The sequence below is a fragment of the Microbispora sp. H10830 genome, from assembly GCF_014161375.1.
Lineage (GTDB): Bacteria > Actinomycetota > Actinomycetes > Streptosporangiales > Streptosporangiaceae > Microbispora > Microbispora catharanthi.
Genome location: NZ_JABBWX010000006.1, coordinates 280,616 through 306,113 on the forward strand (window position 1 = coordinate 280,616; position 25,498 = coordinate 306,113).

22 protein-coding genes are annotated in these 25,498 nt (G+C 70.7%); 13 read left to right on the plus strand and 9 right to left on the minus strand.

Features of this window, described 5'->3' with window-relative positions; all coding sequences use genetic code 11:
- Positions 1-26: 26 nt before the first annotated feature.
- The 6 genes from HHX35_RS18045 to HHX35_RS18070 all read left to right on the plus strand — a co-directional run bounded on the left by HHX35_RS18045 (position 27) and on the right by HHX35_RS18070 (position 8,371).
- Complete coding sequence (locus tag HHX35_RS18045; RefSeq protein ID WP_182899951.1) at positions 27-2,504, plus strand: ATP-binding protein; 2,478 nt, start codon at positions 27-29, stop codon at positions 2,502-2,504.
- Positions 2,501-5,047: a type IV secretion system protein gene (locus HHX35_RS44630; RefSeq protein WP_310739153.1), complete on the plus strand. Its 2,547-nt coding sequence runs from the start codon at positions 2,501-2,503 to the stop codon at positions 5,045-5,047. The genes HHX35_RS18045 and HHX35_RS44630 overlap by 4 nt, the downstream gene beginning before the upstream one ends.
- Positions 5,047-5,697: a hypothetical protein gene (locus tag HHX35_RS18055; protein ID WP_182899952.1), complete on the plus strand. Its 651-nt coding sequence runs from the start codon at positions 5,047-5,049 to the stop codon at positions 5,695-5,697. Before HHX35_RS44630 ends, HHX35_RS18055 begins: the two co-directional genes overlap by 1 nt.
- Complete coding sequence (locus HHX35_RS18060; RefSeq protein WP_310739154.1) at positions 5,694-6,845, plus strand: bifunctional lytic transglycosylase/C40 family peptidase; 1,152 nt, start codon at positions 5,694-5,696, stop codon at positions 6,843-6,845. Before HHX35_RS18055 ends, HHX35_RS18060 begins: the two co-directional genes overlap by 4 nt.
- Positions 6,842-7,243 (plus strand): (deoxy)nucleoside triphosphate pyrophosphohydrolase, encoded by a 402-nt coding sequence (locus HHX35_RS18065; protein ID WP_182900099.1) that lies wholly within the window; start codon positions 6,842-6,844, stop codon positions 7,241-7,243. The genes HHX35_RS18060 and HHX35_RS18065 overlap by 4 nt, the downstream gene beginning before the upstream one ends.
- A 93-nt stretch (positions 7,244-7,336) precedes the next feature.
- Positions 7,337-8,371 carry a hypothetical protein gene (locus tag HHX35_RS18070; RefSeq protein WP_182899953.1) on the plus strand — a complete coding sequence of 345 codons (1,035 nt, stop codon included), beginning with the start codon at positions 7,337-7,339 and terminating at the stop codon, positions 8,369-8,371.
- A 66-nt stretch (positions 8,372-8,437) separates the two neighbouring features.
- Here the strand turns inward: HHX35_RS18070 and HHX35_RS18075 are convergent, their stop codons facing one another.
- The 7 genes from HHX35_RS18075 to HHX35_RS18105 all read right to left on the minus strand — a co-directional run bounded on the left by HHX35_RS18075 (position 8,438) and on the right by HHX35_RS18105 (position 16,255).
- The gene (locus HHX35_RS18075) at positions 8,438-9,190 is read right to left on the minus strand and encodes a succinate dehydrogenase/fumarate reductase iron-sulfur subunit (RefSeq protein ID WP_139577390.1); all 753 of its coding nucleotides are present in this window, start codon (positions 9,188-9,190) and stop codon (positions 8,438-8,440) included.
- The gene (locus HHX35_RS18080; protein WP_139577391.1) at positions 9,190-11,076 is read right to left on the minus strand and encodes a fumarate reductase/succinate dehydrogenase flavoprotein subunit; all 1,887 of its coding nucleotides are present in this window, start codon (positions 11,074-11,076) and stop codon (positions 9,190-9,192) included. The genes HHX35_RS18075 and HHX35_RS18080 overlap by 1 nt, the downstream gene beginning before the upstream one ends.
- A 9-nt stretch (positions 11,077-11,085) precedes the next feature.
- A complete protein-coding gene (locus HHX35_RS18085; RefSeq protein ID WP_139577392.1) occupies positions 11,086-11,871 on the minus strand; it encodes a hypothetical protein in 786 nt (261 codons plus the stop codon).
- A 147-nt stretch (positions 11,872-12,018) separates the two neighbouring features.
- Positions 12,019-12,456: a response regulator gene (locus tag HHX35_RS18090; RefSeq protein WP_139577393.1), complete on the minus strand. Its 438-nt coding sequence runs from the start codon at positions 12,454-12,456 to the stop codon at positions 12,019-12,021.
- A 6-nt stretch (positions 12,457-12,462) separates the two neighbouring features.
- Positions 12,463-14,040 carry an ATP-binding protein gene (locus HHX35_RS18095; protein ID WP_182899954.1) on the minus strand — a complete coding sequence of 526 codons (1,578 nt, stop codon included), beginning with the start codon at positions 14,038-14,040 and terminating at the stop codon, positions 12,463-12,465.
- A gap of 29 nt (positions 14,041-14,069) precedes the next feature.
- Entirely contained in the window at positions 14,070-15,245 is a 1,176-nt protein-coding gene (locus tag HHX35_RS18100; protein ID WP_182899955.1) for a PP2C family protein-serine/threonine phosphatase, read from the minus strand.
- Positions 15,246-15,328: 83 nt separating this feature from the next.
- The gene (locus HHX35_RS18105; protein WP_182899956.1) at positions 15,329-16,255 is read right to left on the minus strand and encodes a LysR family transcriptional regulator; all 927 of its coding nucleotides are present in this window, start codon (positions 16,253-16,255) and stop codon (positions 15,329-15,331) included.
- A 197-nt stretch (positions 16,256-16,452) separates the two neighbouring features.
- Here HHX35_RS18105 and HHX35_RS18110 point away from each other — a divergent pair, with 197 nt between their 5' ends.
- The 5 genes from HHX35_RS18110 to HHX35_RS18130 all read left to right on the plus strand — a co-directional run bounded on the left by HHX35_RS18110 (position 16,453) and on the right by HHX35_RS18130 (position 21,114).
- The gene (locus HHX35_RS18110) at positions 16,453-17,256 is read left to right on the plus strand and encodes a succinate dehydrogenase cytochrome b subunit (protein WP_310739155.1); all 804 of its coding nucleotides are present in this window, start codon (positions 16,453-16,455) and stop codon (positions 17,254-17,256) included.
- An 86-nt stretch (positions 17,257-17,342) separates the two neighbouring features.
- On the plus strand, positions 17,343-19,274 hold the full coding sequence (locus HHX35_RS18115; protein WP_182900085.1) for a fumarate reductase/succinate dehydrogenase flavoprotein subunit: 1,932 nt from the start codon (positions 17,343-17,345) through the stop codon (positions 19,272-19,274).
- A complete protein-coding gene (locus tag HHX35_RS18120; RefSeq protein WP_182899957.1) occupies positions 19,271-20,011 on the plus strand; it encodes a succinate dehydrogenase/fumarate reductase iron-sulfur subunit in 741 nt (246 codons plus the stop codon). Before HHX35_RS18115 ends, HHX35_RS18120 begins: the two co-directional genes overlap by 4 nt.
- Positions 20,012-20,192: 181 nt before the next feature.
- Positions 20,193-20,645 carry an STAS domain-containing protein gene (locus HHX35_RS18125; protein ID WP_182899958.1) on the plus strand — a complete coding sequence of 151 codons (453 nt, stop codon included), beginning with the start codon at positions 20,193-20,195 and terminating at the stop codon, positions 20,643-20,645.
- Positions 20,646-20,763: 118 nt separating this feature from the next.
- Positions 20,764-21,114 (plus strand): STAS domain-containing protein, encoded by a 351-nt coding sequence (locus HHX35_RS18130; protein WP_182899959.1) that lies wholly within the window; start codon positions 20,764-20,766, stop codon positions 21,112-21,114.
- A gap of 10 nt (positions 21,115-21,124) precedes the next feature.
- Here the strand turns inward: HHX35_RS18130 and HHX35_RS18135 are convergent, their stop codons facing one another.
- Together HHX35_RS18135 and HHX35_RS18140 are read right to left on the minus strand one after the other, a co-directional pair.
- Positions 21,125-21,682 (minus strand): Clp protease N-terminal domain-containing protein, encoded by a 558-nt coding sequence (locus tag HHX35_RS18135; protein ID WP_182899960.1) that lies wholly within the window; start codon positions 21,680-21,682, stop codon positions 21,125-21,127.
- On the minus strand, positions 21,683-21,916 hold the full coding sequence (locus HHX35_RS18140) for an RNA polymerase subunit sigma-70 (RefSeq protein ID WP_079316659.1): 234 nt from the start codon (positions 21,914-21,916) through the stop codon (positions 21,683-21,685).
- 100 nt (positions 21,917-22,016) lie between these two features.
- Between HHX35_RS18140 and HHX35_RS18145 the strand changes: the two genes are divergently transcribed.
- Positions 22,017-23,735: an ABC transporter ATP-binding protein gene (locus HHX35_RS18145; RefSeq protein ID WP_182899961.1), complete on the plus strand. Its 1,719-nt coding sequence runs from the start codon at positions 22,017-22,019 to the stop codon at positions 23,733-23,735.
- Positions 23,736-23,737: 2 nt separating this feature from the next.
- Positions 23,738-25,498, plus strand: a complete 1,761-nt coding sequence (locus HHX35_RS18150) for an ABC transporter ATP-binding protein (RefSeq protein WP_182899962.1) — start codon at positions 23,738-23,740, stop codon at positions 25,496-25,498.

Genomic DNA, 25,498 nt, shown 5'->3' on the forward strand with positions numbered 1-25,498 from the left:
CGAGCGAGGAAGCTGGTGAGAGGTCGATGAGCAGGGCGCGCAGTCGCCTCGCGGTGCGTTACTTCGACGATCGCGTTCTCCTCACCGACTCGGCGGCCTGGGCCTACTTCCGGCTGCCGACGGTGAGTTACGAGTTCCTCACCCCCGAGGAGCGCGAGGCGCTGGCCACCAACGTCACGATCGCGCTGGCCGCGATCAGGATGCCCGACGCCGAGGTGCACCTGCGGATCGCGCACCGGGCCTACCCGGCGGCGGAGTGGGCGATGGCGCTCAACTCGACCTCCGACGAGGGCCCGGGCTGGCGGGAGTACCTGGAGGAGATGTACCGCCACGTCTGGGCCAAGGACTTCTGGAGCAAGGAGATCTACCTCGGCGTACGGCTCGGGCCGCGCGGCGCGCAGCTCGGCACCGGCGTGCTGGCCCAGCTCTTCGGCTTCTACCAGCGCAGCGAGAAGGCGCTCGGCATCGACGACGACCACGTGCCGGACAAGGAGATCGCCCGGTGGACCGAGGCCGCCGAGCGGCTCGGCCGGGCCCTGGCCTCCAGCGCGTTGTACGCCCGCCACGCCACCTCCACGGAGATCGCCTGGCTGTTCCAGCACGCGGCGGCGGGCGGCCTCGGCGAGCCGCTGGCCTCGGCCACGCCGCGCCGCAGGTGGGGGAAGGGCGAGATCGAGGCGCTGGTCGAGGGGCAGATCCACAACGGCAGGTCGCTGCTGCGGATCGAGCAGCCGGCCGGAGACTCCTACACGGCGCACCTGTCGTTCGCCCGGTTCCCCGATCTCATGCCGTTCCCCGACGGCGAGCCGTGGCTGCACTTCGCCGACCAGTTGCCGTTCCCGGTGGAGGTCTCCAGCCGGATGCGGCTGATCCCCCCGGTCAGGGCGAGCAAGGACGTGGCGCGCAAGCTGGCCCACGCCCGCGACATGGACATTCACATCCGTGAGGCGGGCGCGGAGGCGCCGCTCGCGCTGGCCGAGCAGATCGACGCCGCCCGCATGCTGGAGCACGGCATCACCAAGGAACGGCTGCCGTTCGTGTACGGCTGGCACCGGCTGAGCGTCAGCGCGCCGACCGAGGAGATGTGCGTCCAGCGGGTCGAGGCCGTCGTAGAGCACTACCGCGACCTCGGCATCGACGTCGTCAACTCCACGGGCGACCAGTTCTCGCTGTTCTGCGAGGCCCTTCCCGGCGAGCGGCTGCGGGTCAACGCGTACGCCCAGCGGCAGCCGCTGCGCACGATCGCGGGCGGCATGGCCACCGCGACCGTCGAGCTCGGCGACCGGGTGGACGAGTCGAACGCCGGATGGATCGGGCCGTACGTCGGGGAGACGCTGGGACGGGCGCGCAGCATCGTGCACTTCGACCCGCTCGTCGCGGCGGCGCGCAACCGCCCGACCGCCATCGCGATCACCGGCGAGCCGGGCGGCGGCAAGACCACGCTCGCGCTGCTGCTGATCTACCAGATGGCGCTGCGCGGCGTCACGATCGCGGTCATCGACCCCAAGGGCGACGCCGAGTCGCTCGTGCGGCTGCTGCGCAACCGGGGCCGCAAGGCCAGGGTCATCCCGCTGGGGTCGGCGGCGCCGGGCCTGCTCGATCCGTTCTCGTTCGGCGACGACATCGCGACGAAGAAGACGATGGCCACCGAGACCCTGCGGCTGCTGCTGCCGAGGATGTCGGAGGAGCGCGAGTCCGCCATGATCCAGGCGGTCGCCGCGATCTCCAACGAGCCCGACCCCTCACTGGGCAAGGTGGTGGACCACCTGGAGCAGTCCACCGACCCGGCGTCCAAGAACCTCGGTGCCGTGCTGCGGTCGATGTCGGAGATGCACCTGGCCAGGCTGTGCTTCGACGCCTCGGGCGGCGAGCAGGTCGACACCGAGGGCTGGACGACCGTGTTCACGCTGGGCGGCCTCACGCTGCCCGACGTGATGACGGCCAGGGACGACTACTCCTACGAGCAGCGGCTGTCGGTGGCGCTGCTCTACCTCGTGTCGCAGTTCGCGCGCCGCCTGATGAACGGGCTCGACCGGCGCACACCGAAGGCGATCTTCCTCGACGAGGCGTGGGCGATCACGTCCACCCCCGAGGGCGCCAAGCTCGTGCCGGAGGTCTCCCGGATGGGCCGCTCGCGCAACACGGCGCTGGTCCTGGTCTCGCAGAACGCCGGTGACCTGCTCAACGAGCAGGTGACCAACTGTCTGTCCTCGGTCTTCGCGTTCCGTTCGACGGAACGCGTGGAGGTCGAGCACGTGATGGAGCTCCTCGGCGTGGACCCGTCGGAGGAGCACAAGGCGGTGCTGCGCTCCCTGGGCAACGGGGAGTGCGTCTTCCGGGATCTGGACGGCCGGGCCGGCCGTATCGGGGTGGACCTTATCTCGGAGGAACTGCTGCGCTGGCTTGACACCAATCCGACACACGACAAACCCAACGAGAACGTGCATGATCTTCTTGACGGGGGCTCCGGTCGGTCGGGGGTCGCGCAGGAGGTGCGATCGTGAGCGTGGGCAGGAACGGTCCGAAGGGCCGCACCAGGGAGGGTGCCAGACGCGGCAGGAGGATTCACCGGAGCCTGGCGCTGCTGTTCGTCGCGTTCGCGGCGTTCGTGACGCTGCCGCTGGTCTTCCCCACCGGCACGGCGAGCGCGGTCGGGCCCTGTGACCTGTCGCCCAGCCTCGCTCCCGAGATCGTGGGCGGCGGCGTCGACGGGCTGGTCCAGCCGCCGTCGAGCGAAGAGACGCCGGCCGCCGGCCAGGGGACCCAGCAGAACACCACCCAGGCGCCGAAGCCGCCGGCGACCAACTACGAGCGGTATGGCATGGCCGGCCAGTTCTGGCACACCTACGACCTCGGGTGTTCCGACGTCACGGCCGTGCTCGGCAACGCGTGGGCCAACACGGTCTTCTCGTGGGCCAAGGCCGTCGACCGGCTGACGATCAGCACCTACCAGGCGGCGGCCACCGAGGGCCCGCTGCAGCCCATCAAGGACGTCGCCGACGAGATCGTCACCAACCTCGCCAACGCGATGTACTGGCCATATCTGCGGCCGATCGTCATCCTCGGCGCGATCTGGCTCGCGTGGTACGGCCTGATCCGCAAGCGCGCGACGACGACCACCGAGGGCGTCATCTGGATGGTCCTCGCGGTCACGGTCGCCATCTGGTTCTTCAGCCGCCCGGGTGACTTCACCAGCCTCGGCAAGACCGTGACCGACAAGACCGGCGAGATCGTGAACTCGGCGTTCTCCGGGCTGCCGGGGGCGGGCGGCGCGTCCTGCCTGCCGATGAAGGAGACCGCGCCGGGCGAGGTGCCGAGCGCTCCGACGGCGGGCGGCTACGGCCGCCAGGGCACGCCCGGCGTGGAGCAGAACGCCGACGCGCTGTGGTCGGTCCTGGTCTGCAAGCCGTGGCTGATGGGCGAGTTCGGCACGGCCGACCCCAACTCCGGTCTCGTGAAGGGCCTGGGCGCCAAGCTGCTCAACCTCCAGGCCATCGACGCCGCCGAGCAGGCCGCCGATCAGACACCGGCCTCCGACTCCCATCAGCAGCGGTTCGAGGCGGAGGTCGCCAAGCCGATGCAGAGCACCCCGGCGTACTTCCTGTTCCAGGGCAAGGACTGGACCAGCCGCCTGGGCATCGCGATCGGCGCGTTCATCGCGGCGATGGTAGCCGGTCTGCTCATCTTCCTCGTCGCGGTGTCGCTGCTCGTCCTGAAGGTCGGTTTCCTGCTGCTGCTGATGCTCGGGCCGATCTTCCTGTTGATCGGCGTGCATCCGGGCTCCGGCCGCATCATCGCCATGCGCTGGGTGGAGATGCTGGTCGGCACCCTGCTGCGCCAGGCCGTGCTGGCCCTGGTGCTGGGCGTCCTGGTGTACGGCTACGCGCTGATCATCTCGACCAGCCTGCCCTGGGGCATGCAGATCCTGTTCATGGCGCTGCTGACGATCGCGGTCTTCTTCTACAGACGGCCGTTCCAGCACCTGTTCGCCTCGATGGACGGGCACACGATCACCACCCGGATGCTCGGCGATGCCGCCACCGCGCCGACCCTCTCGCGGGCGGCCAACGCGCTGCCGCCGGTCGCGGCGGCCAGGGCGGCCCGGTGGGGCCTGCGCAAGGCCGAGCCGGTCATCGGCGCGGCCGCGATGGCGACCGGCGCCGGCACGGCGGCGGCCGCCGCGGCGGGGGTGGCGCAGGGCCGCGTGCGCGGCGAGGAGGGCGCGGGCAACGTGCCCGCCCAGGCCGGAGCGCGTGCGGGGGCGCAACCCGCGCCGCTCGACGCCGACGCCCAGGGGGCCGGTCGCCGCAAGGCCGGGGTCACCGCCTCACGTCCGGGCACGGCCCCGCCGCTCAACCTGTCGGGAGTGCGGCCCGCCGGGTCCGTACGGGCGGCCGTGCCGTCCGGCCCGGGCAGGTCCTCCGCCGTCCAGGCCGCGTCCGCCGCGGCGTCGTCCGGCGCAAGCCCGGCGGCCCCGCCGCAGCGGGTCACCGGCGCCTCTGCCGTGCCCGCGCCGTCCGCCGCCGCACAGCCCGCACCGTCCCGCGGCCGTCCGAGCGGCGGATCGAGTGGCGGGTCGAGCGGTGGTTCCAGCGGTGGTTCAAGCGGTGGTTCCGGTGGCGGCTGGTTCAGCGGCAGGTCCGGCGGCTGGGCCTCCCGGCCGTCGTCCGGCAGGCCGTCCGGCGGGAGCTCGGGCGGGTTCTTCGGCGGTTCGCGCGGGTCGTCGGGCGGGTCGTCGGGCGGGTCGAGCAGGTCGGGCGGCTCGGGCTCGGGTGGCCTGTTCGGCGGCTCCTCCGGCAGGTCCTCGAACAGGTCGTCCGGCGGTTCGTCCGGTGGCCTGTTCGGCGGATCGTCCCGGCGGGGCGACGGCGGCCGTTCCCGGCCCGCTCCGCCGCGTGACTCCGGTTCGTCCGGCGGCTCGTCCTCCAGCCGTCCCCGGTCGGCCGAGCCGCCCCCGCTCTGGCTGCCGAGCAGGGGAGGAGAGGGCACGCGCCGCGACAGCGACGCGCCGACCCCGTTCTGGGCCAAGCCCGCCGACGGCGACTGATGAGAAGCCGAAACAGTGATCGGGGGAAGGGCCTCGCCTTCGCGGCGGCCGTCGTGGTGCTCGCCGCCGTCGGCGCCTACCTCACGATGAGCCCGCCGTCGAGCTCCTCCTCCGGGGCCGACGAGCAGACGAGGGAGCAGTCCGTCGTGGCCACCTCGCGGGCGACGGCCGCGGTCCGGGAGCCAAGCCCGGTGGCCACGACTCCCGGCGCCTTCGACGTGTACGCGTACCTGCCGCTGTCGAGGGAGGAGATCGGCGCGGCGGCCGACCTGGCGCGCCGCTTCACCGAGGCGTACGGCACCTTCTCTCCCGGCGAGGAGCCGGCGGCGCGAGCCGACCGGCTGAAGCGGTTCGCGACCGACGAGTTCGCCGGCCAGCTCACCAGGACCGTCACCGACCCCGCGGTGGTGGAGCAGAACGAGGCCGACCAGGTGACCTCCAAGGGGTCGGCGAAGGTGACGACGATCCGTGACATGACGGCCGCCCAGGTGGTGTTCGTCGTCGACTCGGTTCGTCACGTGACGGACAGGAACGGCCAGAAGGACGTGCCCGAGCAGTTCGCCGTGACCGTGATCAAGGCGGGCACCGACTGGCGGGTGTACGACCTGCAACTGGCCGACGCCGGTCAGGACGGGGACAGCTCGCCGTGACCGCCCCGCCGCGCATCACTTCGTCCGGCGCCTCGACGCGCGTCGTACGCAGGCTCGCGTCGGCGGGGCGGGACTGGCGGACGATCGCCGTGGCCCTCATCGTGATCGTCCCGGCCACGCTGTTCGGCTCGATCATCCTGATGACCCCCAGCCCGTCGATCCTCTTCGGCGGCGGCGCGGCGGAGAACTGCGCCGAGGCGGCCACGGGGGAGGGCGCCGCCGACGTCTCGCAGACGGCCCAGGGGGACATCCCGGACGACTACCTGGAGCTCTACAAGAAGTTCGGCAAGCAGATCGGCGTGCAGTGGAACGTCCTGGCCGCGATCGGCAAGCGGGAGACGAACCACGGCCGCTCGACGCTGCCGGGGGTGCGCAGCGGCACCAACTACGCGGGGGCCGCGGGGCCGATGCAGTTCCTCGTCAGCACCTGGGGCGGCCAGACCAAGATGAAGATCGAGCCGGGCATCAACGGCTACGCCTCCGACGGCGACGGCGACGGCTACGGCGACGTCTACAACCCGGCGGACGCCATCCTCGGCGCGGCCAAGATGCTCAAGCGCAACGGCGCGCCCGACGACCTCAGAAGGGCGATCTTCGTCTACAACCGGGCCACCTGGTACGTCGACCAGGTGCTGGAGATCGCCAAGCGTTACGCGGCGACCGGGGACATCGGCGTGCCGCCCGAGGCCGACCCGGCCTGCGACTCCGGCTACGTCGACAGCGCCCCCGACGACGTCGTACGCAAGATCATCGAGTACGCTCTGGCGCAGCGGGGCAAGCCGTACCGGTGGGGCGGCACGGGCCCCGACGCCTTCGACTGCTCGGGGATCATCTACATGGCCTACCGCAACGCGGGTCTGACCATTCCCCGCACGACCTTCGGCCAGTGGCCCTTCGGCATGAAGATCGAGGAGGGTCAGGAGCAGCCCGGCGACCTCGTCTTCTTCAACGCCGGTCCCGGCACGTCCAAGGACAGTCCAGGGCATGTCGGGATGGTCGTGTCGCCCGGCAAGATGATCGAGGCGCGATGCACGCTGTGCGGGCCCATCAAAATCTCGACGTATCGCGACCGGCCCAACATCGTGGGCTTCACCCGGCCGCTGGAGAACGAGACGGTCATCGCGCAACTGAAGCGGGCGCAGACGTGACGGGCACGCGGCTCGTCGTCGGGGCCGCGATCGTCGAGGGCGGCCGCCTCCTGGCCGCCCAGCGGTCCGGACCCCCGGCGCTGCGCGGCGGCTGGGAGTTCCCCGGCGGGAAGGTCGACCCGGGGGAGGACGAGCGCGCGGCGCTGGTTCGCGAGTGCGTCGAGGAGCTCGGGGTTCAGGTCGTCCTCGGACCCCGTGTCGGCGGGGACTGGCCGCTGGATAACGGCTACAGGATGCGCGTGTGGTTCGCCACCGTCGTCACGGGCGTGCCTCGCCCGCTGGAGCACCTCGCGCTGCGCTGGCTGGAGCCGCACGAGTTGTACGACGTCCCCTGGCTTCCGGCGGATCTGCCGGTCGTCGCCGCGATCGAGAAGCTGTTGCCGAGCCGGGATGCATAGTCGCCGAATCGTTCGCAAGATCCGGCTTTGCTCCTCCTTGCACCGAACTACAATCGGTCTTGACCTCGAAGCCGGGCCGACAGGAGGCGAGCCGTGATCGGACGCGCGTACATGAGAGCCGCGTCCTCGGCTGTCGCGTCGGTGGCCATCGCCACGCTGGCGATCGTGGCCGTGGGCCCGGTGATCGGCGCCAACGCCGACCCGGTGGAGCCGTGCGACCCCACTACGGACCCCCAGTGCGCCGTGGTCACGGTCACCGTCACCCAGACGCCGCCGGCCACCTCCTCGGCGGATCCGAGCCCCACGGCCGAGCCCGTGGTGACCAAGACCGTCACCATCACGCCGACGCCGAAGCAGACCAAGACCAAGACGCCCAAGGCGGTCCCGACGACGACCGCTCCCCCCGCGTCCACCACGGAGCAGAACCCGCCGCAGTCGACGCAGACGTTCCCCACGCCGAGCGACCTCTCCGTTCCGAATCCCAGCCCGAGCCCGGAGGACAACGGGCAGGTGAGCCTGCCCCCCGCGTCGACCCCGACGCCGGACACGGCGCAGCAGACCCCCAGCGCGGGCGTGTCGTTCGAGCAGCCCGATCCCGAGACGGTGCCGATCGAGATCCGCAACGCGTCTCCCGAGTATGACAAGCCGACGCTGGCCCATCGGCTCGCCATCCCCGCCGGGGTGCTCGTGGGCATCGCGCTGATCGCCTGGCTGATCTTCGAAGGCCGGCTGCGCCGGATGGCGCACGCCGCCGCGGTACGGCGAGGAGGCCCGGCCGCGGCACGGACGCCGGCTCCCGAGGTGGCGGCCTACCCGGCGGCGGCCACCCCCGGCTACGCGCCGATGATGGGCTTCGTGCCCGTCCAGCCCTACACCATGAGCTATCCGCAGCAGCCCTACGGCTACCCGGTGCCGTACGGCTACGCCCAGCCGTACGGGTACCCGGTGGCCGACCCCGCCCAGATGCAGGCGCAGCAGTACCCGGGCCCGGCCCCGGCGCCCCAGGGCGCGGTCGATCCGTGGAGCCAGGCGGTCGGCGAGGCCCAGGCCGGGGTCTGGACCGAGGCCACCCGGCCCGGCCACCTCCCGCAGCCGCCCCTGGGCGAGGACCCGACCACCCAGCGCTGACGAACACAGCGCTGACGAACAGAAAGGCGCCGATCGGACGGACCGATCGGCGCCTCTCGCAGGGGCTCAGCGCTGGCGCTTGAAAATCTTCGAGCCCAGCCAGACCAGCGGGTCGTACTTCCGGTCGACCACGCGCTCCTTCATCGGGATCAGCGCGTTGTCGGTGATCTTGATGTGCTCGGGGCAGACCTCGGTGCAACACTTGGTGATGTTGCAGTAGCCCAGGCCGTGCTCCTCCTGCGCCGACTCCTTGCGCTCCGCCACGTCGTAGGGGTGCATGTCGAGCTCGGCGATCCGCATGAGGTAGCGCGGGCCGGCGAAGTTCGGCTTGTTCTCCTCATGGTCGCGGATCACGTGGCAGACGTTCTGGCACATGAAGCACTCGATGCACTTGCGGAACTCCTGCGAGCGCTCGACGTCGACCTGCTGCATGCGATACTCGCCCGGCTTCACGTCGGCGGGCGGCGTGAACGAGGGGATCTCGCGGGCCTTCTGGTAGTTGAACGACACGTCCGTCACCAGGTCCTTGATGACCGGGAACGTCCGCAGCGGCGTGACCGTGATGGTCTCGCTCTCCTCGAAGGTGGACATCCGGGTCATGCAGCCCAGCCGGGGCTTGCCGTTGATCTCCATCGAGCACGAGCCGCACTTGCCGGCCTTGCAGTTCCAGCGAACCGCGAGGTCGGGGGCCTGCGTGGCCTGGAGCCGGTGGATGACGTCGAGGACGACCTCGCCCTCGTTCACCTCGACGGTGAAGTCCTCCAGGCGGCCCTCGCCGCCCTCGCCGCGCCAGATGCGGAACTTCGCCTTGTATCCCATCACGACTCCTTGACCGCGGCGTCGTATTCCGCCAGCTCTTCCTCGGTGAGGTACTTCTCCAGCTCGGAGCGCTCGAACAGACCGATGAGGTCGCCCCGCATGGACGGCTGGACCCTCTCCTCGACCGTGATGGACGTGCCGTCCGGCTTCGCGGAGCAGACCAGCAGCTTGCGCCGCCACTCGGCCGACATGCCGGGGAAGTCGTCGCGGGTGTGGCCGCCGCGGCTCTCCTCCCGCAGGAGCGCGGCCTTCGCCACGCACTCGCTGACCAGCAGCATGTTGCGCAGGTCGAGCGCGAGGTGCCAGCCGGGGTTGTAGATCCGGCTGCCCGAGGAGGCGGCGTTCTTGGCCCGCTCCTTGAGCTTCTCGACGACCTGGAGGGCCTCGCTGATCTCCTCGGACTTGCGGATGATGCCGACCAGGTCGTTCATCGTGCGCTGCAGCTCGTGGTGGACCTCGTACGGGTTCTCCCCGCCGCTCCGCTCCAGCGGGGCCAGGGCCTCGTCCTTGGCCTCCTCGACGCCGGTCACGGTCGGCCGCTTGGCCAGCCCGTCCACGTACGCCGCGGCTCCCGCGCCGGCCCGGCGGCCGAACACCAGCAGGTCGGACAGCGAGTTGCCGCCGAGGCGGTTGGAGCCGTGCATGCCGCCGGAGACCTCGCCGGCCGCGAACAGGCCGGGGACCGACGCCGCGCCGGTGTCGGCGTCCACCTCGACGCCGCCCATGATGTAGTGGCAGGTCGGGCCGACCTGCATGGGCTCCTTGGTGATGTCGACGTCCGCCAGCTCCTTGAACTGGTGGTGCATCGACGGCAGCCGCTTGGTGATCTCGGCGGCGGGCAGGCGGGTGGACACGTCGAGGAACACGCCGCCCTGCGGTGAGCCGCGCCCGGCCTTCACCTCGGCGTTGATCGCCCTGGCCACCTCGTCACGCGGCAGCAGCTCCGGAGGACGGCGGTTGTTGGCCTGGTCGTTGTACCAGCGGTCCCCCTCCTCCTCGGTCGTGGCGTACTTGTCCTTGAACACGTCCGGGATGTAGTCGAACATGAAGCGGCGGCCCTCGGAGTTGCGCAGGACGCCGCCGTCGCCGCGCACCGACTCGGTCACCAGGATGCCGCGCACCGACGGGGGCCAGACCATGCCCGTCGGGTGGAACTGGATGAACTCCATGTTGATGAGCTTCGCGCCGGCGAGCAGGGCCAGTGCGTGACCGTCACCGGTGTACTCCCAGGAGTTCGACGTGACGACGTAGGACTTGCCGATGCCGCCGGTGGCCAGCACCACGGCGGGGGCGTCGAAGACGATGAAGTCACCCGTCTCACGCCAGTAGCCGAAGGCCCCGGAGATGGCGTCCCCGTCCTTCAGCAGCCGGGTGATCGTGCACTCGGCGAAGACCTTGATGTACGCCTCGGGGTCGCCGTGCAGCTTCTCGTCCTCCTGCTGCAGGGCGACGACGCGCTGCTGGAGGGTGCGGATCAGCTCCAGACCGGTGCGGTCGCCGACGTGGGCGAGGCGCGGGTACTCGTGGCCGCCGAAGTTGCGCTGGCTGATCTTGCCGTCCTTGGTGCGGTCGAACAGCGCGCCCCAGGCCTCCAGCTCCCAGACGCGGTCCGGGGCCTCCTTGGCGTGCAGCTCCGCCATGCGCCAGTTGTTGAGGAACTTGCCTCCGCGCATGGTGTCGCGGAAGTGCACCATCCAGTTGTCGCTCGGGTTGACGTTGCCCATCGCCGCGGCGGCGCCGCCCTCGGCCATGACCGTGTGGGCCTTGCCGAACAACGACTTGCAGACGATCGCCGTCCGCTTGCCCTGCTGCCGCGCCTCGATCGCCGCGCGGAGCCCCGCTCCACCGGCCCCGATGACGACGACGTCGTATTCGTGACGCTCCACTTGAAATCCTTAAGCGAACGGGAAGTTGATGACGCCCTTGGCGACGAGCCGGACGTACAGGTCGGCGATCATGACCGAGAACAGCGAGGCCCAGGCGAACTGCTGGTGCCTGGCGTTGAGCTTCGAGACCAGGGTCCACGCCTTGTAGCGCAGCGGGTGCCTGGAGAAGTGGTTCAGGCGCCCGGCGGTGATGTGACGGCACGAGTGGCAGCCGAACGTGTAGCAGAGAATCAGGGCCGCGTTCGCGAGCAGAATCCAGCTGCCCAGCCCGGCGGGCTTGTGCACCAGCGCGAGCACCGCGTCGTACGTCAGGATCAGGCCGATGACGATGGCCAGGTAGAAGAAGTAGCGGTGGATGTTCTGCAGGATCAGCGGCAGACGCGTCTCACCGGTGTACTTCCCGTGCGGCTCCGCCACGGCGCACGCCGGCGGCGACAACCAGAACGACCGGTAGTAGGCCTTGCGGTAGTAGTAGCAGGTGAGCCGGAAACCGCCCGGCAGGCCGAGGATCAGTATCCCGGGCGGCAACGTGTACCAGTCGCCGAACGGGGCGAGCCCGAACAACCGGGCCCCCTCGGGACAGGATGTCGCCAGACACGGCGACGAGAAGGGCGCGATGTACGGGTCGACGAAGTAGCTCTTGTCGAAGATCGCCCAAAATCCATAAATCAAGAACAACAGGAGTCCGGCGAACGTGAACGCCGGAGCCAGCCACCATCGATCGGTTCGAAGCGTGCGCACCCTGATCTGTGCGCGTTGTTTCCTTGCCGCGCTCTCGGCCGTTGTCTGGGTCATCGGAGACCTTCCACCCTCACTGACTCCGCGCACGCCGGAGCGACCGCGCCGTACTGCTCAGGCCGTGCGCGTTATTGGTGGGGCACACATTACGACGAGCACATCACGAAGTGTGAGGAGGGTCACTCCTCCCCGCTGTGATCTCGGTCACTTCCCCGGCAGCTTGACCACGGTCACGAAGAATTCGTCGATCTGCCGTACTACCCGGGTGAACTGGTCGAAATCCACGGGTTTGGTGATGTACGCGTTGGCGTGCAGGTTGTATCCCCGCAGGATATCCTGCTCGGCCTCCGATGTGGTGAGGATCACAACCGGAATGCTCCGCAGTGAGGGGTCCTTCTTGACCTCCTCCAGCACCTCGAACCCGTTCACGCGCGGCAGGTTGAGGTCGAGCAGCACCAGGTCGGGCCGGGGCGCCGAGTCGTACTGCCCCTCGGCGCGCAGGAAGGCCAGCGCCTGCTCGCCGTCGTTGACCACGTGGAGGTTGTTGCCGACCTTGTTGTAGGAGAACGCCTCCTGGCAGAGCAGGACGTCGCCCGGGTCGTCCTCGACCAGGAGGACCTCGATCGGGCGGTACTCATTCATCGGCGCTCACTCATCGGGGTCTCCCAGGGCCGGCAGGGTCCAGCGGAACGTGGCTCCGGCGTCCTCGTTCGTGTCGAGCCAGATCCGGCCGCCATGATATTCGACGATTTTGCGGCACAGGGCCAGTCCGATGCCCGTCCCGGGATAGACGTCCCTCGGGTGCAGGCGCTGGAAGATCAGGAAGATGCGGTCGGCGTACTTCGGCTCGACGCCGATCCCGTTGTCCGAGCAGCTGAACTCCCACATGTCGCCGTCCCGCCGTACGCCGATGTGGACGCGGGGAGGCTCCTCGGAGCGGAACTTGAGCGCGTTGCTGACGAGGTTCTGGAAGAGCTGGGTCAGCAGCGTGCGGTTGCCGACGACCTTGGGCATGTCGTCGTGGGTGACGGTCGCGCCGGTCTCCGACAGCCGGGCGTCGAGGTTGCGCAGGGCGCCGGCCAGCGCGTCGCCCGTGTCCATCTCCTCCGGTTCGCCGCCGACCCGGCCCACCCGCGAGAAGTCGAGCAGGTCGTTGATGAGCAGCTGCATGCGGCGCGCGCCGTCGACCGCGAAGCCGATGTACTGCCGGGCGCGGTCGTCGAGCCGGTCGGCGTAGCGCTGCTCCAGCATCTGGGTGAAGCTCGCCACCTTGCGCAGCGGCTCCTGCAGGTCGTGGCTGGCCACGTAGGCGAACTGCTCCAGCTCGCGATTGGAGCGCTTGAGCTCCTCGGCCTGCTCGGCGAGCTGCTGGCGGGCCTCGACGGACGACCGCCACTCGGTCATGATCCGGTGGCGCATGCCGTCGATGTGGCCCGACAGCTCCCACAGCTCGGCCGGCCGCTCGACCCCGAGCTCGTGGTCGAAGTCGCCCGCCGCCACCGCCCGGACCTGCCGGGTCAGCCGCGCGATCGGGCCCACTACCGCGCGGCGCACGATCAGCGCGCAGAACACGATCGCCAGCACCATCGCGCCGGCCAGTGCCGCGACCGCCCCATAGATGGTGTTCCAGCCGGAGTAGAGCCGATCTCTGGCGACGTCGTGCAGCCGCCCCAGCAGTGCCTGTTGCGTGTCGAGCGCGCTCCTGACCGCAGAGAAGCGCTGGAGGTTGCTCTTGGCCAGGTCGGTGAGCGGGCCCGGGCCGCTCTTGAGGGTCCGCGCGACCACGGGCTCGGCGTAGTCGCGCCGCCAGGCGGTCGTGGCGTCGGTGATCTCGCGGATCTGGCGGCGGACGCCGTACCCCTGGGGCAACCGGGGGACGAGCCTGGCGATCTCGTCGGCCGCCGACCGCTCCTCGGCGACCCCCTGGCGGTAGGAGTCGAGGTACTGCTGCTCGCCGGTGAGCCCGTACCCGCGGATCGCGCCCTCCTGCGCCTGCACCGCCCGGGCGACGCGCAGCGTCTGCAGGGCGGCGGGGTCGACCGCGTCGACGAGGGTCTGCCGGGCCTCGTGCGTCGTGGAGAGCGCGAGCAGGATCGCGCTGACCGCGATCACGAAGATGAGCAGGACGCCCGCTCCGGCGAGCACGAACCACCGGCTGACCGGCAGGCGCGCGCCCCGCGCGGACGGCGTCAGCGGAGGCAGCGGCGCCGGTGCCGTCACATGCACCTGCGCCTCCACTGGGGGTTCCGGCGCGCTCACGCCCCGCCCTCCCGTACGTCCTGCTTCTCATGGCCGCGGGCGACGAGGACGGCCGCGACGTCGTCGTGCATGGCGCCGTCGAGACTGGCGATGATGCGGTCGAGGTCGATCCCGGCCTGGGCGCGGATCAGGTTCGCGAGCCCGTCGGTGCCGAGCAGGTCGCGGTTCTCGCCGACCGTGGCCTCGATCAGCCCGTCGGTGTAGAGCAGCAGCGACCACCGATCGCCGAGGGTGACGTCGATGGGCGTCCACACGATGTCCGGGAAGATCCCGAGCGGCGGGCCTGACGGCGTCTCGGTGACCACGCCGAGCACGCCGTCCCGCAGCATCAGCGGCGGCGGGTGACCGATCACGTGCAGGCGGGCGGTTGTCAGGTCGGGGGCGATGGTCGCGGTGCACATCGTGGTGAAGATCTCCGGCGACTTGCGCTCGTGCCGCAGCAGCGTGTCGAGCGTGCGCAGCACGTCGTTGCCGCTCTGCCCGGCCAGCACCAGCGTGCGCCAGGCGATGCGCAGCGCCGTGCCGAGGGCGGCCTCGTCGGGCCCGTGCCCGCACACGTCGCCGATCAGCACGTGCACCGCCCCGTCGGGCGTCTGCACGGTGTCCCAGAAGTCGCCGGCGAGCAGCCCGCCCGTACGTCCGGGAAGGTAGCGGGCCTGGTGGTGGAGGAGCATGGGGTCGAGCAGGGGGACGGGCAGCAGGCCGCGTTCGAGCCGGGAGTTCTCCTTGCTGACGATGCGTTCCTGCAGGAGTTCGCGCATGGCGAGGTCGGCGCGCTTGCGCTCGATGGCGTAGCGGATGGCGCGGATCAGCAGCCGGGCGTCGACGTCCTGCTTGACCAGGAAGTCCTGCGCTCCGGCGGCGACCGCCTCGATGCCGACGTGCGCGTCGCCCAGCCCGGTCAGGACGAGCACCGCCGTGTCCGGAGCCATGGCGAGAACCTGCTGCAGCGCCTCGAGCCCGGACGCGTCGGGAAGGGAGAGGTCGACGAGCACGCACTGCACGTCGTCGGTGAGCCGCGCGCGTCCCTCGGCGAGGGTCCGCGACCAGGTGATCTTCGGCGGCCTCTCGGCGCCCGCCAGCAACTCCTCGACGAGAAACGCGTCACCGGCGTCGTCCTCGATCAGCAGGAGGGTGAGCGGATCGGGCAGATCAGGGGAGACCGGGGTCACGAACGCCTCTCGTCAGCGTCGGCATCATCGTCGTGCAGCATCGTGTGCACAAACCTATCGTCTGGGAATCGCTCGGTTAGGGGTCACACGTCAACGAGCGCCTCTATTCCCTGAGGAAGGGTCCCATCACGCGCGGCCTCGCCGAGGAACGACAACAGCGTCCCACGGAAGGCCTGCGCCGCCCGAGTCGGCTCCACGTCCTTGCGGTGGGCGAGGGCGACCGTACGGCGCAGCCCGGGCAGCAACGGCGTGCCCGTCAGCCTCGGCCGGTTCTCCAGCACCATCGAGGGCACCACCGCGATGCCCAGCCCCGCCTCGACGAACCGCAGCACCGCGTCCATCTCTCCGCCCTCCACCGCGAAGCGCGGCTCGAACCCCGCCTGCCGGCAGGCGGCGAGGGTCGCCTCGCGCACGTCGTAGCCCCTGCGGAACATGACCATGGGCCGTCCGCGCAGGTCCTCGATCCGCATGTACGACCTGCGCCCCGGGGCCGACGCGGAGGCCACGACGAGGTTCTCGCTCAGGATCTCCCGGGTCACCAGGGACGGGTCGCTGCTCTGCAGCGGCAGGATGATCAGCGCCAGGTCGAGCTGGCCCCGGGCGAGGTCGCGGACGAGGTCGCGGGACCCGCCCTCCTCGACCTTCAACTCCACGCCGGGGTAGTCGCGGTGGAAGCGGGCCAGCGCGTCGGCCAGCAGCCCGGCGCACAGCGAGGGGGTCGCGCCGAGGCGCACCCGCCCCCGCCGCAGCCCGGCAAGCTCGGCGACCTCGCGCCGGGCGGTCTCCGCGTCGGCGAGCATGCGGCGCGCGAGCGGGAGCAGCGCCTCACCCGCCGCGGTGAGCGTGACGTTGCCCCGGGCCCGGCTGAACAGGGGCGCCCCCAGCTCGGTCTCGAGACTCTTGATCTGCTTGCTCAGCGACGGCTGGGCGACCCGCATCCGCTCCGCGGCCTGGGTGAAGTGCCGCGTCTCGGCCACGGCCATGAAGTAGGCCAGTTGCTGGAGCTGCACATTCAATAGCCTAGGGCTATCGCCGAAGCCGGCTCGATGCGCCCCCGTGGTGTGGACGCGATGTGAAATTCGTCGCACACCCTCGGGACCTTCGACTCTTGGAAACCGTGCGGGACAGAGTGCATAGCCGGGGGCTATCGAAACCAGACCTGTCATGACTTGGACGTCTGAACAGCACGAACCTAGCGTGTGCATTCGTGACTGCCACTGTTGACCACTCTGTGGACTCCGCTTCCGTGGATCGCGGCTCGGCGACCGCTCCGGTTCCCACGCATGACGCACCTCGTAAGCCCGCCGGGCCCGCGCCGCGTACGCCCGCCCGTCGCGGCCTGCTCGGCACCTCAGTCGGCAGGAAGGCCGTCATGGCCGTCACGGGCGCGGTTCTCGTGCTCTTCCTGATCGGCCACATGCTGGGCAACCTCAAGATCTTCTTGGGCGCCGACTCCTTCAACCACTATGCCGACTGGTTGCGCACCGTGGGCTCGCCCGCGCTGCCGAACCGGACCCTGTTGACGATCACCGAGATCGTGCTCGTGGTCTGCGTGGTGCTGCACATGTGGGCGGCGGTGTCGCTCGCCCGCCGGGCGGCCAAGGCGCGGCCGGTGAAGTACGCGGCCAAGCGGAAGTCGCAGGCCAACGGGTATGCCACGCACACCATGCGGTATGGCGGCGTGATCATCGTGCTGTTCGTGATCTGGCACCTGCTGGACATGACCTTCGGCACCGTGAACCCCAAGGGCGGCGACGCCACGCCGTACGACCGGATGATCGCCGGCTTCCAGCCCGACCGCTGGTGGGTGGCGCTGTTCTACCTCGTCGCCATGGTGATGGTCGGCCTGCACCTGCGCCACGGCCTGTGGAGCGCGTTCCAGTCGCTCGGCCTGACCCGCCGCCCCCGCGTCCGCAGCACGCTGCAGACGGTCGCCGTCGCGGTCTCCGCGGTGCTGGTGTTCGGGTTCGTAGCCGCGCCCGTCTGCATTCTGATCGGAGTGGTCAAGTGAAGTTCCGCCGCCGCGCCCAGCAAGAGAACCAGCAGGAGAACCAGCAGGGGAACGCCCAGCAGAAGAGCCGGGGCGCAGAACCGGCCATCGTCGGGCATTACCAGGTGGGTGAGCCCATCCAGGACACCAAGGCGCCGGCGGGCCCGATCGAGGACCGCTGGGACAAGCGCCGTTTCCAGGCCAAGCTGGTCAACCCGGTCAACAAGCGCAAGCTGACCGTCATCGTCGTCGGCACCGGCCTGGCCGGCGGCTCCGCCGCGGCCACGCTCGGCGAGCTGGGATACAAGGTCAAGTCGTTCTGCTACCAGGACTCGCCCCGGCGGGCCCACTCCATCGCCGCGCAGGGCGGCATCAACGCCGCCAAGAACTACCGCGGCGACGGCGACAGCGTCTACCGGCTGTTCTACGACACGGTGAAGGGCGGCGACTACCGCGCCCGCGAATCGAACGTCTACCGCCTCGCCCAGGTCAGCGTGAACATCATCGACCAGGCCGTGGCGCAGGGCGTGCCGTTCGCCCGCGAGTACGGCGGCCTGCTCGACACCCGGTCGTTCGGCGGCACCCAGGTGTCGCGCACCTTCTACGCCCGCGGCCAGACGGGCCAGCAGCTCCTGCTCGGCGCCTACCAGGCCCTGGAGCGGCAGGTCGCGGCGGGGAACGTGGAGGTCCACACCCGCCACGAGATGCTGGAGCTCATCGTCAGCGGCGGCCGGGCCCGGGGCGTCGTGGTCCGCGACATGGTCACCGGAGAGATCGAGACCCACCTCGCCGACGCGGTCGTGCTCGCCAGCGGCGGCTACGGCAACGTGTTCTACCTGTCCACCAACGCCAAGGGCTGCAACACCACGGCGATCTGGCGGGCGCACAAGAAGGGCGCCTACTTCGGCAACCCCTGCTACACGCAGATCCACCCGACCTGCATCCCGCAGAGCGGCGACCACCAGTCGAAGCTGACGCTGATGTCGGAGTCGCTGCGCAACGACGGCCGGGTGTGGGTGCCGAAGCTCAAGGGCGACAACCGGGCTCCCGGCGACATCCCCGAGGACGAGCGCGACTACTACCTGGAGCGCATCTACCCGGCGTTCGGCAACCTCGTGCCGCGTGACATCGCCAGCCGCGCCGCCAAGAACGTCTGCGACGAGGGCCGCGGCGTCGGTCCCGGCGGGCTCGGCGTCTACCTCGACTTCGCCGACGCCATCAGGCGGATGGGCCGGGAGGCCGTCGAGAAGAAGTACGGCAACCTCTTCGAGATGTACGAGCGCATCACCGGCGAGAACCCGTACGAGGTGCCGATGCGCATCTACCCGGCCGTCCACTACACGATGGGCGGGCTGTGGGTGGACTACGACCTGCAGTCGACCATCCCCGGGCTGTTCGTGGTCGGCGAGGCCAACTTCTCCGACCACGGCGCGAACCGCCTGGGCGCCTCCGCCCTCATGCAGGGCCTCGCGGACGGCTACTTCGTGCTGCCCACGACGATCGGCGACTACCTCGCCGGGGCCGGCGCGTTCGGGCCGGTCGAGGAGGGCGACGTCGCGGAGGCCAGGAAGGCCGTCCAGGACAAGATCGACAAGCTCCTGTCCGTGAACGGCAACCGCACCGCCGACTCCTACCACCGGGAGCTCGGCCGGATCATGTGGGACTACTGCGGCATGGAGCGCACCGAGGAGTCGCTGCGCAAGGCGCTGGAGCGCATCCCCGAGCTGCGCGAGGAGTTCTGGAACAACGTCAAGGTGCCGGGCGACGCCGAGGGGCTCAACCAGGCGCTCGAACGCGCCGGCCGGGTGGCCGACTTCTTCGAGCTCGCCGAGCTGATGTGCATCGACGCCCTGCACCGTACGGAGTCGTGCGGCGGTCACTTCCGGGCCGAGTCGCAGGACGCGGACGGTGAGGCGCTGCGGGACGACGAGAACTTCGCCTACGTCGCCGCGTGGGAGTGGACTCCGGAGGGTCCGGTCCTGCACAAGGAAGAGCTGAACTACGAGTACGTCAAGATGACCCAGCGGAGCTACAAGTGAACCTGACCCTCAAGATCTGGCGGCAGAGCGGCTCGTCGGACAAGGGACGGATGGTGACCTACCGGGTCGAAGACGTCTCTCCGGACATGTCGTTCCTGGAAATGCTCGACGTCCTCAACGAGCGGCTGATCCTGGAGGGCGACGACCCGGTCGCCTTCGACCACGACTGCCGCGAGGGCATCTGCGGCATGTGCGGCATGGTCATCAACGGCGTCGCGCACGGCGAGCAGAAGCTCACCACGACCTGCCAGCTGCACATGCGGCACTTCAAGGACGGCGACGTCATCACGATCGAGCCGTGGCGGGCCGCGGCGTTCCCGGTGGTCAAGGACCTCGTCGTGGACAGGTCGGCGTTCGACCGGATCATCCAGGCGGGCGGCTTCATCTCCGTCCCCGCCGGGTCCGCTCCGGAGGCGCACTCCGTCCCGGTGCCGAAGGCCGACGCCGACGCCGCCTTCGACGCCGCGACCTGCATCGGCTGCGGCGCCTGTGTCGCGGCCTGCCCGAACGGCTCGGCCTCGCTGTTCACCGCGGCGAAGATCACGCACCTGAGCCTGCTGCCGCAGGGTCAGCCGGAGCGCGAGTCGCGTGCCAGGGCGATGGTCGAGCAGATGGACGCCGAGGGCTTCGGCGGCTGCACCAACACCGGCGAGTGCACGGCGGTGTGCCCCAAGGGCATCCCGTTCGACACGATCGCTCAGATGAACGCCGACTACCTCAAGGCCGCCTCCAAGTAACACCCGAGTGAACGCACGGCCGGCGCCCGGATCCACTCCGATCCACTCCGATCCACACGGATCCACACCGCGCGCCGGCCGTGTCGTCGCTGCCGGAACATAATCACCTCTCCTCCCGGGTAACGTGTGATTTGTGTTGGCGTAACGCGCCTGCCGTGTCCCCGCAGGCGAGGGAGTGAGCATGCCCGTGACCGGTCCACGTTCCACCTTGAAGGTCGCGTCCGCAGTCCAGGGCGCGGCCGTCGTCGTGCGTGTGGAAGGCGATCTCGACGCCGGCACCGTCCACCTGCTTCACGACGAGTTGCACCGGGTCTGGGAGTCGTCAGGGGCGTCCGTCCTCGTGATCGACGTCGCCGAGCTGGAGTTCTGCGACTCGCGCGGGCTGAGCGAGCTGATCTCCGCGTTGCAGCGCGGCCAGGCCCTGAACGTCCGGTTGATCCTGAGCGGCGTGCAGGGCGTGCTGCGCCGGGTGCTGACGATCACCGGCCTGCGCAACGTGTTCGAACAGCACCCGACGGTCGCCGAGGCGCTCGGCCACGCGGCGGACGCCGGCCCGCGCCACCCCCGGTCCGGCGGCGAGCCCGACTCTGACTCCGATCCCGGCGGGTTGTACGAGATCGCCGGCGACCGCTGATCACTATCGGCCGCCGCCGTCCCGTCCTCCTTGCCTCCCTCTGCCTGGCGGGGTAAGTAGAGGTGTAACTTCTCTGTAGATCTTTGACCAGGAAGATCTTTCGGGACGAGGACAGGCGATGACGACGAGACTTGGCGTCACGGTGAGCCATGAGGCGACGCACACTCTCGTCACCCTGAACGGCGAGCTGGACGTGATCTCCGGCGAGCGGCTGCGCACCCTGTTCGGCAAGTTGTCGGAGGAGGGCGGCACCCGGCTGGTCGTGGACACCTCCGAGCTGACCTTCTGCGACTCCATGGGCCTGCGGCTTCTTCTGGAGACGCACGACCGCGCCGTGGAGGCGGGCGGGTTCATGACGCTCGCCGGCGTTCGGGGCGTCTTCCGGAGGATCCTCACGGTGACCGGGCTGCACGCGGCGTTCCCCATCTACGAGACCCTCGCGGACGCCCTGGCGGCCCTGGACGACTGACACCGGCTCGTCAGAGGACGCTCCTGACCTCCGCCCGGAGCTCGGACAGGTCGACCCCGGCGTCGGTCAGGATGCGGACACCCAGGCCCTCGCCCTCCCGGATGACGCCGAGGAGGATGTGCCCGTCGCGGATGTCCCTGCTCTTGAGCGCGATGGCCTCGCGCAGCGCGAGCTCGAGCGTCTTCTTGGCCCGGGGGCCGAACGGGGCCCGGCGCCCGCTGAGGAGCACCCCCCGGCGGCCGCGGCGCGGCTCCCGGTCGAGGGCCCCGACGCCGAAGGCCTCCTCGATCCTCTCCCGGACGGCCGACAGGTCGATGCCGATCGTCTCCAGGGCCTCGGCGTCGAGGTCCCCGCCGGTGGCGTCGCCGAGGATCCGGACGACCTCGGCCCGCACCCGCTCATGGGTGACCCCGCGGGCGGTGAGGAGCCGGGCGGACAGCGTCTCCGGGCGGCTCAGCAGGCCGAGCAGGATGTGCTCGGTGCCCACCTGCCCGTGCCGGAGTTCCCTGGCCTGCTCGTTGGCGTGTATGACGACCTGCCGCGCGTCGTCGGTGAACCTTTCCAGCATCTACTTCTCCCGTCTCAGCAGTCCTCGTCCGCCCGCGTACTTCTTGTGCACCGCCTGCCGGGACACCCCGAGCAGGAGCGCGATGTCCTGCCACGACCATCCCGCGGTGCGTGCGTTCTCCACCTGCAGCGCTTCGAGCCGTTCCACCAGGAGCCGCAGGGCCCGTACGGCCCGCAGGCCGACGGCCGGATCGCGGCTGCCGGCGTCGCTCGCCAGCTGTGCCGTATCGCTCATATCGTCAACATAGGTTGACAGGCTCCATATGTCAACCAAGGTTGACGTCGGGTAAAACGGTTTGCCCCTCGACCTGCGTTTTTGCGAGTCTGGAACGACCATGCGCTCTCTTCCTGTGGCCGATCCCGGCAGTCCCGACGCTCGCGGGCCGCTGCGTTACCTGTGGTGGGTGGCGCGCGGCCAGGCCGCCCCGATGCTGACCGGAGCCGGCCTGGCGGTGCTGTGGTGGCTGGGGCAGGCGCTCGTGCCGGCGGCCCTGGGCAAGGCGATCGACGCGATGGCCGCGCGGGACGCGGGCACGCTGCTCAGGTGGTCGGCGGTGGTGCTCGGCCTCGGCGTGGTCCAGGCGGTCGCCGGTGTCACGCGTCACCGCTTCGCCGTCTTCGCCTGGCTGTCGGCGGCCTACCGCACCGTGCAGGTGACCGTACGGCAGGCGGCCAGGCTCGGGGCCACGCTGCCGAAACGCCTGTCGACGGGCGAGGTCGTCAGCGTGGGCAACTCCGACATCGCGCACATCGGCAACGCCATGGACATCCTCCTGCGCGGCACCGGCGCGGCCGTCGCCATCGTCGCGGTGACCGTGATCCTCCTCGCCACCTCGGTTCCGCTGGGCCTGGTCGTGCTGGTCGGAGTGCCGCTGATGGCGGCCGCGGTGGGTCCTCTGCTCAAGCCGCTGCACCGGCGCCAGCACGAGCAGCGCGACCTGCAGGGCGACCTGGCCACCCGGGCCGCCGACATCGTTGCCGGCCTGCGGGTGCTGCGCGGCGTCGGCGGCGAACAGGTCTTCGCCGCGCGCTACCGCGAGGAATCGCAGCGTGTACGGCAGGCGGGCGTGCGGGTGGCCTCGGTGGAGTCCCTGCTGGAGGGCGCCCAGATCCTGTTGCCCGGCGTGCTGATCGCGTGCGTGACCTGGCTCGGCGCGCGCTTCGCGCTCGACGGCCGCATCACGCCCGGTCAGCTCGTCGCGTTCTACGGCTACGCGGTCTTCCTGATCGCGCCTCTGCGTACGCTGACCGAGGCCGCCGACAAGCTGACCAAGGGACATGTGGCGGCGCGCCGCGTCTGCCGCATCCTGTCGCTGGAGCCCGAGATCACCGGCGGCGACGGCCGCTTCTCCGCGGGACCGGACGCGCTGCCGGGCATGCTCCGCGACGGCGAGTCGGGCGTCGAGGTCCGGCCCGGCCGGCTCACGGCGCTCGCGGCGGCCGCGCCGGAGGACGCCATCGCCATCGCCGACCGCCTGGGCAGGTTCGCCCCCGGCGACGTCACGGTCGGCGGCACGCCGCTGGCGGAGCTGCCGCTCGCCGAGGCCAGGCGGCACATCCTGGTGGCCGACAACGGCGCGCGGCTGTTCACCGGACGGCTGCGCGACGAGCTCGACGTGCGGGGAACGGCCACCGACGAGGACGTCCGCCAGGCGCTGTACGCCTCGTGCGCCGAGGACATCGTGGCGGCCCTGCCGGAGGGCCTGGACGCGCACGTGGCCGAGTCGGGCCGCGAGTTCTCCGGCGGTCAGCAGCAGCGGCTGCGGCTGGCCCGGGCACTGCTCGCCCACGCGGAGATCCTGATCCTGGTCGAGCCCACCAGCGCCGTCGACGCGCACACGGAGGCGCGCGTCGCCGAACGTCTGGGCAAGGCGCGGGCGGGCCGCGCGACGCTGGTCTGCACGACCAGCCCGCTCGTGCTCGACCGGGCCGACCACGTGCTGTACGTCGAGGGCGGCGTCGTACGGGCCGAGGGCAGCCACCGGGCGCTGCTGGAGACCGAGCCCGCCTACCGGGCCACCGTCACACGCGAGTTGACGCGAGGGGAAGACTGAGCATGGCCCGCGAGATCCTGCCGGTCGCCGACAGGGCGCAGGTGCGCGCCTACGCACGGCGGCTGACGCTGAAGTATCCCCGCGAGCTGGGCCTCGCGCTGGCCCTGCACGCGCTGGCGGCGGTCACCGGGCTTGTCGCGCCCCGCATGCTCGGCGACCTGGTGGAGGGCCTGGCCAAGGGCCGGACCGACCTGCGCGTGGACGCCGTCGCCCTGACCATCGCCGCCTTCGTGGCCGCGCAGGCCGTGCTGATCAGGTTCGCGGTGTACGCGTCGTCGCGGCTGGGCGAGAAGGTGCTGGCCGAGCTGAGGGAGGACTTCGTCGGCCGGGTGCTCGCGCTGCCGCTCTCCACGGTCGAGCGGGCCGGTTCCGGCGACCTCATCACCCGTACGTCCAGAGACGTGGACGCGCTGTCCCGGAGCGTGCGGCACGCCGTGCCCGAGACGCTGATCGCGGTCGTGACCGGCGCCTTCGTGGTCGGCGCGGTGATCCTCGTCGGGCCGGTGATGGCGGTGCCGTCGCTGGTCGCCGTGCCGCTGCTGTGGGGCGCCACCCGGTGGTATCTCAACCGCGCAAGGGACGGCTACCTGCGGGAGAACGCGGCGTACGCCGACATGACCGAGGGCCTGGCCGAGACCGTCGAGGGTGCCCGCACGATCGAGGCGCTGGGGCTGGAGGGCCGCCGCCGGGACCGTACGGACCGGGACATCGCCCGGTCGTTCGCCGCCGAGCGGTACACCCTTGGCCTGCGCATGGTGTGGTTCCCGGCCGTCGAGTTCGGCTACGTGGTCCCGGTCGTGGCGACCCTGCTCATCGGCGGGCTGCTCTCCATCGAGGGCTGGGTGACGGTGGCCCAGGTGACGACCGCCACGCTCTACGTGCAGCAGCTCATCGACCCGCTCGACCGGCTGCTTTCGTGGGTGGACGAGCTCCAGGTCGGCGGGGCCTCGATGGCCCGGCTGCTGGGCGTGGCCAACGTGCCCGACGACCGGGTCGCGGGCGACGCCCGGCCGGTGGGGGAGGAGCTGAAGGTCGGCGGCGTGCGGTACGCCTACCGCGAGGGCCACGACGTGCTGCACGGCATCGACCTCGACGTACGCCCGGGGGAGCGCCTGGCCATGGTCGGGCCTTCAGGGGCGGGCAAGTCGACGCTGGGCCGTCTCATCGCCGGGGTGCACGCGCCGGGGAGCGGGTCGGTCACGGTCGGCGGGGTGCCGCTGGTCGAGCTGCCGCTCGACGAGCTGCGCGGGCACGTCGCCCTGGTCACCCAGGAGCACCACGTGTTCCGGGGGACGCTGCGCGACAACCTCCTGATCGCCAGGCCCGACGCCTCGGACGCCGAGGTGCGCCGCGCGCTGGAGGCCGTGGACGCCTGGGAGTGGGTGGCGGCCCTGGGCGATGGATCCGGCGAGGAGTTGAACACCGCGGTGGGCTCGGGCGGCACGGCGATCTCCCCGGCCCAGGCGCAGCAGCTCGCGCTCGCCCGGCTGGTGCTGGCCGACCCGCACACGCTCGTCCTGGACGAGGCCACGTCGCTGATCGACCCGCGGGCAGCCCGCCACCTGGAGCGGTCGCTCGCGGCCGTGCTTGAGGGTCGTACGGTGATCGCCATCGCGCACCGGCTGTACACGGCGCACGACGCCGACCGGGTGGCCGTGGTGGAGGACGGCCGGATCAGCGAGCTGGGCTCCCACGACGACCTGGTGGCGGCGGGCGGTGCCTACGCCGCGCTGTGGGACAGCTGGCACGGCACCGCCCGGTAG

Bases quoted from the DNA above. Each gene is read 5' to 3' on its own strand.
- HHX35_RS18135 (WP_182899960.1), bottom strand. From the start codon at position 21,682: ATGCTGGAAAGGTTCACCGACGACGCGCGGCAGGTCGTCATACACGCC.
- HHX35_RS18085 (WP_139577392.1), bottom strand. From the start codon at position 11,871: ATGACCCAGACAACGGCCGAGAGCGCGGCAAGGAAACAACGCGCACAG.
- HHX35_RS18150 (WP_182899962.1), top strand. From the start codon at position 23,738: ATGGCCCGCGAGATCCTGCCGGTCGCCGACAGGGCGCAGGTGCGCGCC.
- HHX35_RS18130 (WP_182899959.1), top strand. From the start codon at position 20,764: ATGACGACGAGACTTGGCGTCACGGTGAGCCATGAGGCGACGCACACT.
- HHX35_RS18075 (WP_139577390.1), bottom strand. From the start codon at position 9,190: ATGGGATACAAGGCGAAGTTCCGCATCTGGCGCGGCGAGGGCGGCGAG.
- HHX35_RS18140 (WP_079316659.1), bottom strand. From the start codon at position 21,916: ATGAGCGATACGGCACAGCTGGCGAGCGACGCCGGCAGCCGCGATCCG.
- HHX35_RS18055 (WP_182899952.1), top strand. From the start codon at position 5,047: ATGAGAAGCCGAAACAGTGATCGGGGGAAGGGCCTCGCCTTCGCGGCG.
- HHX35_RS18145 (WP_182899961.1), top strand. From the start codon at position 22,017: ATGCGCTCTCTTCCTGTGGCCGATCCCGGCAGTCCCGACGCTCGCGGG.
- HHX35_RS18090 (WP_139577393.1), bottom strand. From the start codon at position 12,456: ATGAATGAGTACCGCCCGATCGAGGTCCTCCTGGTCGAGGACGACCCG.
- HHX35_RS18045 (WP_182899951.1), top strand. From the start codon at position 27: ATGAGCAGGGCGCGCAGTCGCCTCGCGGTGCGTTACTTCGACGATCGC.
- HHX35_RS18125 (WP_182899958.1), top strand. From the start codon at position 20,193: ATGCCCGTGACCGGTCCACGTTCCACCTTGAAGGTCGCGTCCGCAGTC.